Source organism: Lyngbya sp. CCY1209, from assembly GCF_055795065.1.
Genome location: NZ_JAYFER010000119.1, coordinates 1 through 6,668 on the forward strand (window position 1 = coordinate 1; position 6,668 = coordinate 6,668).

Genomic DNA, 6,668 nt, shown 5'->3' on the forward strand with positions numbered 1-6,668 from the left:
GGTTTCTCAAAAAAAGTCGAAATTTTTAACATTTCTTAATTTTTTTTGAAAAAATAAATAATGCGATCGGCAATGTGGGGCCAATCAATCGACTCCAGAGGGCGATCGCGCCACTCAAAGCCCCCAGAATTGGGGGTTTGGGGGCGATACAATTGACACGATGCAAGTTTCAACTGTCCGAGGTGTGTTCCCATGCCCTCCCCTGAAATTGCCGACTCCGCTGCCCGTCGTCCCGGTGCCCCTGCGAGATCCCGACCCGGACCTGCCGCTGGATTTGCGATCGGCCCTCACCGCCGTCTATGAGGAGGCGGCTTACGATCTGTCTCTGGACTACGGCCAACCGCCGCCGCCCCCGCCATTCTCCGATGCCGATGGGGAATGGCTGAAAAATCAACTCGGATAGCGGGGTCGGATTCAAAAAGACGACAGTCGGGAGAATGCCTCCATTCCCCCGACAAAATCACTCAAATTCGGATCGTTAACCGATCAATTCCTTGACCTTTTTCATGATGCCGTTGGGGTCGATTCCCTGGTGGGGGAACTGTTCCCACAGGCCGCCGCAGCCTTCCTCGTGGGTGCCGAGATAGGCGAATTTGGGGGTGTATCCGCGTTCGAGCAGCCAGGAACCGAAGCGGCTTCCGAGTCCGGTGCGGCGGTTGAAGGATTCTGTTACCAGGACGAAGGGCGCCCGGCCGACTTTGGCTAACATTTCTTCATCGACGACGTTGAGGGTGGGTTTGTTGATCAAACCGACGTCGATGCCTTCTTTTTTGAGGCGTTCTACTGCATCTAAGGCGCGGTAGAGGCTGTCGCCGAAGCTGACGATGTAGCCGGCGGTGCCTTCGCGGATGACTTCGTCTTTTCCGGGGACGAATTTGTAACCCTCGCCGAAGAAGGGGTTGCCTTCGGAGTCGAGGATGTGGGGGACTTTGGAGCGGGTGGAGAAGATGAACCGCAGTCCGGGATCGAAGAATACCGAGTCAACGCAGGCTTTCATCTGGTTGGCGTCGGCGGGGAAGTAGAGGCGGGTTTCATAGCCGTCATCGAGGCCGTTGTCGGCGAACATATTGTTCAGGCCGAAGTGGCAGGTGTTGTCGGCCATGTCGTCGATGCCGCTGTGGGAGAAGTGGCAGAGGACGTTGGAGTAGTTGAGCCGCGCCATGGTGATTTCGGAGATGCACATTTCTAGGAAGGCGCTGAAGGTGCCGAAAATACCTTGTTTGCCTTTTTCCATGCCGAAACCGGCGGCGGCGGAGAAGTTGCCGCGCTCCATGATGCCGGCTTTGATGAAGATTTCGGGGTAGGCGGTGCGGATTTTTTGCAGGCCGCAGGAGCCTTCGAGGTCGCTGTCGATGCAGACGACTTTTTCTTTGCGATCGCTTTCACTCATGGTACTGAGGACGGAAACGACGGCATCTCCGAAGACGTTGCGGTTGGAACCGAGATCTTCGCTCGAACCCAGGAAGGTGTAGTCTTGCTTGGGCTTTTTGATGCCTTTGAGGTAGTCGGCGGCTTCGGTGCGGCCTTTGGCTTCTAAATAGGCGATCGCGGCATCGACGGAAATCACGTCGTGGCCGTGGGGGGACCCTTCGAGGCCGTCAATTCCGACGCACATTTTCCGGCGGTTCACCACGGCAACGGGTCCGGCGGTGTTGATGGCTTCGCAGATGCGGCGGTAGAGGTCGTCGAGATCTTCCCCGTCGCCTTCGAGAATTTTGACGCCTTGGCCGGCGAGGGTTTGGGCGACGGTGTAGCCGGGGATGTATTCGGAGGGGTGTCCGGCGATGGTGACGTCGTTGTCGTCGATGATGAGTTTGACGTTGAGTTGTTGGGAGACGGCGAGGCGGGCGGCTTCGGCGTCGTTTCCTTCTTGTTGGGACCCGTCGGAACCGAGGCAAAATACCGTCTTATCGGGGTTGGCCATCGCGACGCCGTTGACGTAGGGCCACATATGGCCGAGGCGCCCGGAACTAAATTTGACGCCGGGGGTCAGTCCCAATTCGGGGTGTCCGGGGAGTTTGGAGTGGGCGGCGCGGTAGCTGAGGAGTTGCTCGGCGGGCAAGTGACCTTCGAGGACGGACATCATATATTGGGTGGCGACCCGGTGTCCGGCTTCGTCGAAGAAGGTGGGGACGAATTTTTCGGGGCCGCCGCGGAACAGGGCGTCGAGGATCATCACTTCGGGGGCGGTGTCGTAGGGTCCGCCGGTGTGACCGCCGACTCCCCGGGCGGCGCCGGTGGCGGTGAAGAAGACGATCGCATCCCGGAACAGTTGGATGTTGGCTTTGAGGGCGTCTCGCTGTTCGTCGGTGAGGGTGGGTTGGGCCGGATCGAGTTTCAGATGCTGGTAAGCTCCCAGGTCAATGGGGAAGGTCACTTGAGCAACGGTCATGGGTGATGTTCCAAATTAAATATCGAGGTTCAGGCGCAACGGGGGCCGATCGCCCGGTTTGGGGACGATGGCCAATTGCGTTGTTTCAATTGTTTCACATTTCGGCTCAAATTGAACAATCGATTCGCGATGGTTTTGGGGGGGGATTGTGAGGCCCGATCCGCCACCCCGCCAAGATTTTTGGGATTCGGTGCGATCGCGAATCGATGATCTTTCCTTAACCTAACGATCAGCTCGGCTCCGTCAAAGATGCGGTCGAGCGTGAATGCGATCGGTGCGTTCGGGTGCGATCGCGGCGTCCGGATTGACAAATATCGCTTGATAGAAATATAGTTATTGTTTGAGAAACGCCGGTCGTCCGCAAACCGGCCCTAGCAAAGGAGATCGAATGTCTGCGACTCAATTTCCTCCCCTCCAAATCGGCAAGCACGTCGCCCCCCGCCCCATCATCCAGGGGGGCATGGGAATTCGCATTTCGGGGGCGAACCTGGCGGCGGCGGTGGCCGAAGCCGGGGGCATCGGGACGATTTCGGCCGTGGGGTTGGGTTTGAATTCCCCCTATTTCGATCCGGAGGAGCGCAATTTTGGCCGGCGGCGGGCCAATTTCTTCGAGGCGAACCGCTTGGCTCTGATCGACGAAATCAAAAAGGCGCGGGAACTGAGTCCGACGGGGATTTTGGCGATCAATTCGATGGTGGCGGCTCAGGATCACGAGACGTTGGTCCGCACGGCGGCCGAACAGGGGATTAATCTGATTATTTCCGGGGCGGGACTGCCGATGCACTTGCCGGAAGCGGTGGCGGACTATCCGGATGTGGCGATCGCACCGATTATTTCGAGTGTCCGGGCGGCGCGGGTGATTTGCCGCAAGTGGGGGCGACAATATAATCGGTTGCCGGATGCGTTGATTGTGGAGGAACCGCGATCGGCGGGGGGACATTTGGGGGCGAAGGCGGAGCAGTTCGAGGTGCCCGAGTTTCTCCTGCCCTCGGTGATTCCGGAGTTGGTGGCGGTTTTGGAGCGAGAATTTGGGGCGAAGATTCCCGTCGTGGCGGCGGGGGGAATTTGGAGTCGGGAGGATATCGAGCGGGTGTTGGCGCTGGGGGCGAGCGGGGTTCAGATGGGGACCCGGTTTATCACGACGGAGGAATGCGACGCGGATATCCGTTACAAGGAGTTTCATTTGCAGGCGACGCCGGAGGACGTGATGTTGGTGCCCTCGCCGGTGGGTTTGCCGGGGCGGGCGCTGCGGAATCCGTTTGTGGAGAAGGCGATCGCGGGGACGTTGGAGCCGAAAAATGCTTGTCTGGCGAGTTGTTTGCACACCTGTAGCTATCGCGATCGCGGGGAAAATTATTGTATCCTGCGGGCGCTCGATCGGGCGGCTCGGGGGGACGTGGAGACGGGTTTGGTATTTGCGGGCGAGAATGGGGGTTCGGCGGAAGCGATCGTTCCGGTGGCGAAGTTGATGGCGGAGTTGACGGAGTGCCCATGAATTTGATAATTTTTCGGTCAGTTTCTTGATTTTTTTGGCGTCGGGTCTACGTTTTGCCAAGTTGGCAACATATCTCAAAACGATCCTGCTATCGTGCCTATTACAAGGACTAAAAAGCCTGATTTTTTCAGTCAATATCTGTAGCGCGATGAGGACGAATTGACTCATGTCCGAAAAAAATAAGCGAGAATCCGACTCGAAAGCGGTTCCTTTCTTTGCCCGCTATCTCGAAGGGCAGTTGGAAGACCTGTCGGAGGCGGAAATGAAAGCCGTCGGCGGCCGGAGAGGATTGATAACGACCAAAAAGTATCCCTCCGACAGCGAAGATGGGGTCGGCATCAAACCAATTTGGGACGATATCGCGGTGACGCTCAAATATCCCTCCGACAGCGAAGATAGTGGCGGAGGCGATATCGCGGTGACGCTCAAATATCCCTCCGATCAAGAGGATAGTGGCGGCTTCGACGACGGGTCTGGCGATCTGATCACGACCCAAAAGTATCCCTCGGACAGCGATGAATCCGACCTATCCTTCGGATGGTGAGGATGAAGTCGCCTGGATCGGTGCGAAGACCGAATTGCAAGTCGGCGAATTGTGCCGATTTTTTTTCATATTGCGCCGATTTAAAATAGATAAAACCCGAGATAAATTGTCCGAATTATCCCGATTTAATGCATCATGAATTCCCGGCGCGATGTCGTTTTATTGATCACCCACAGCGGCGATTACTTCACCGTTGATCGCGTATTTGCGGCCCTATCCAAACGGAGTTGCAGACCCTTTCGCCTCGACACCGATCGCTTTCCTGCGGCGATCAAAATTCGAGCCCATTTCGGCAATAGCGGGTGCGAAAATTGGTTGGAATACGGCGATATTTCGATGCGTGCCGAGGAGGTGCGTTCCGTCTGGCTGCGCCGCATCTGGCAACCCAAATTCGGCGAAGAATTGACGCCGGAATTTCAAGTCGCCTGCGCCCGAGAATCCCTGGCAACCTGGGACGGTTTTTGGGACGGTTTGCGAAGTGCCCGTTGGGTGGATGACGTGGAACGCATTCGCGCCGCCGAGAACAAATTGCGGCAGTTGCGGGTCGCCCGGGAGGTGGGATTGAGGATTCCCCAAACCCTCGTCACCAACGACCCGGCGGAGGTGCGGGCGTTTTTCTACCGGGTCGGTGGAAAGATGGTCGCCAAACTGTTGAAGCCGCTTTCTTACAGCATGAAAGGTTCGCCTTTTTTTCTGTATACCAGTGCGGTGAAGGAGGAAGATTTGGCGGATTTGGAAACGTTGCGCCACTGTCCGATGGTGTTCCAAGAGGAAATCCCCAAGCGCCGGGAACTGCGGGCGGTCTTCGTGGACGGCCGCATTTTTGTGGGGGCATTGGATGCGTCGAAATATGCGGAATCGACGGTGGACTGGCGGTGCGGTACGCCGGACGCTTGCGTCTGGGAAAACCATCAACTGCCCCCGACGATCGCCGAAATCCTCGATCATTTTATGGCGAAATTTGGCCTGACGTTTGGCGCGTTTGACTTCATCGAAACGCCCTCGGAAGAATTGGTATTTTTAGAGGTGAATCCTTCGGGAGAATGGGGAATGTTGGAGCGCGATTTGAAACTCCCAATCTCGGATGCGATCGCCGATGCCCTCCTCGCGGACGACCCCAGTTGACATGACGATTTTAATTATTACCCACAGCAAAGATAACGAAAGTATTCCCCGGGTGATGAAGGCGATCGCCGACCGGGGCGAGACGGTGTTTCGGTTCGACACGGATCGATTTCCGACGGAAATTTTATTGGATATTTATTACGGGGAAAATGAGCGCCTGATTTTGGTCGATAATGACCGAAAGGTTGATTTGCAAGATGTCTCCGCCGTGTGGTATCGCCGGATCGCGATCGGGGCGCGAATTCCGACGACAATGGACCGGCAAATGCGGCGGGCGTCCGTGCAGGAATCCCGCGTCACCATTCAGGGAATGATTGCCAGCATCCGGGGATTTAACCTCGACCCCGTCCCCAAAATTCGCCGCGCCGAAAACAAACAATTGCAAATACAAGTCGCCCGAGAATTGGGTTTGGAAACGCCGCGCACCCTGACGACGAACAATCCCCAAGCGGTGCAACAATTTGCCGGGGAATGCCCGCAGGGTATGGTGACGAAAATGCTGTCTTCCTTCGCCATCTACGACGAAGAAGGGCAAGAACAGGTGGTTTTTACCAATCCCGTCACCCCGGACGATCTGGAAAGCTTGGAGGGATTGAATTTCTGTCCCATGACGTTTCAAGAAAAAATCGAAAAAAAGTTGGAATTGCGGACGATTGTTGTCGGCCGTCGCGCCTTTACCGCCGCCGTCGATTCCCAGGCTTTGGAAAAGTCCCGCCACGACTGGCGGCGGCAGGGAATCGCCTTACTCGATGCCTGGACGCATTACGATTTGCCCGCCGATGTGGAGGGGAAATTACTGGCTTTGATGGCGGAATTCGGGTTGAACTACGGGGCGATCGATCTGATTTTGACCCCGGGCGATCGCCACGTGTTTTTGGAGGTGAATCCGGTGGGGGAGTTTTTCTGGCTGGAACGCTGTCCGGGGTTGCCGATTTCTGATGCGATCGCCGATCTTTTGGTTTCGGGATTACGAATCTAGAAACCGAGTTGATTATAATACAGCGGTTTTCGCTCGAATGAGAAACGGATGATCCACCATTATCCCCCTTCGATCCCCCCCCGCCCCCATCCCCCCCTACCCCCCTTTGTAAGGGGGGAGATAAGGGGGAGCA

6 protein-coding genes are annotated in these 6,668 nt (G+C 56.5%); 5 read left to right on the top strand and 1 reads right to left on the bottom strand.

Annotated elements, in window-relative coordinates:
• The first annotated feature begins 160 nt into the window (after positions 1-160).
• Positions 161-403 carry a DUF4058 family protein gene (locus AC0QHF_RS00830; protein ID WP_324702289.1) on the top strand — a complete coding sequence of 81 codons (243 nt, stop codon included), beginning with the start codon at positions 161-163 and terminating at the stop codon, positions 401-403.
• Positions 404-478: 75 nt separating this feature from the next.
• Here AC0QHF_RS00830 and AC0QHF_RS00835 read toward each other — a convergent pair whose 3' ends face one another.
• Positions 479-2,392 (bottom strand): transketolase C-terminal domain-containing protein, encoded by a 1,914-nt coding sequence (locus AC0QHF_RS00835; RefSeq protein WP_324702290.1) that lies wholly within the window; start codon positions 2,390-2,392, stop codon positions 479-481.
• 388 nt (positions 2,393-2,780) lie between these two features.
• Here AC0QHF_RS00835 and AC0QHF_RS00840 point away from each other — a divergent pair, with 388 nt between their 5' ends.
• The 4 genes from AC0QHF_RS00840 (at position 2,781) to AC0QHF_RS00855 (ending at position 6,535) form a co-directional block, all read left to right on the top strand.
• Positions 2,781-3,887, top strand: a complete 1,107-nt coding sequence (locus AC0QHF_RS00840) for an NAD(P)H-dependent flavin oxidoreductase (protein ID WP_324702291.1) — start codon at positions 2,781-2,783, stop codon at positions 3,885-3,887.
• A gap of 166 nt (positions 3,888-4,053) precedes the next feature.
• Positions 4,054-4,431, top strand: coding sequence for a microviridin/marinostatin family tricyclic proteinase inhibitor (locus AC0QHF_RS00845; protein ID WP_324702292.1), 378 nt, complete (start codon positions 4,054-4,056; stop codon positions 4,429-4,431).
• Between the two features lie 135 nt (positions 4,432-4,566).
• Complete coding sequence (locus tag AC0QHF_RS00850; protein ID WP_324702293.1) at positions 4,567-5,556, top strand: MvdC family ATP-grasp ribosomal peptide maturase; 990 nt, start codon at positions 4,567-4,569, stop codon at positions 5,554-5,556.
• A gap of 1 nt (position 5,557) precedes the next feature.
• Positions 5,558-6,535 carry an MvdD family ATP-grasp ribosomal peptide maturase gene (locus AC0QHF_RS00855; RefSeq protein WP_324702294.1) on the top strand — a complete coding sequence of 326 codons (978 nt, stop codon included), beginning with the start codon at positions 5,558-5,560 and terminating at the stop codon, positions 6,533-6,535.
• Positions 6,536-6,668: the final 133 nt, after the last annotated feature.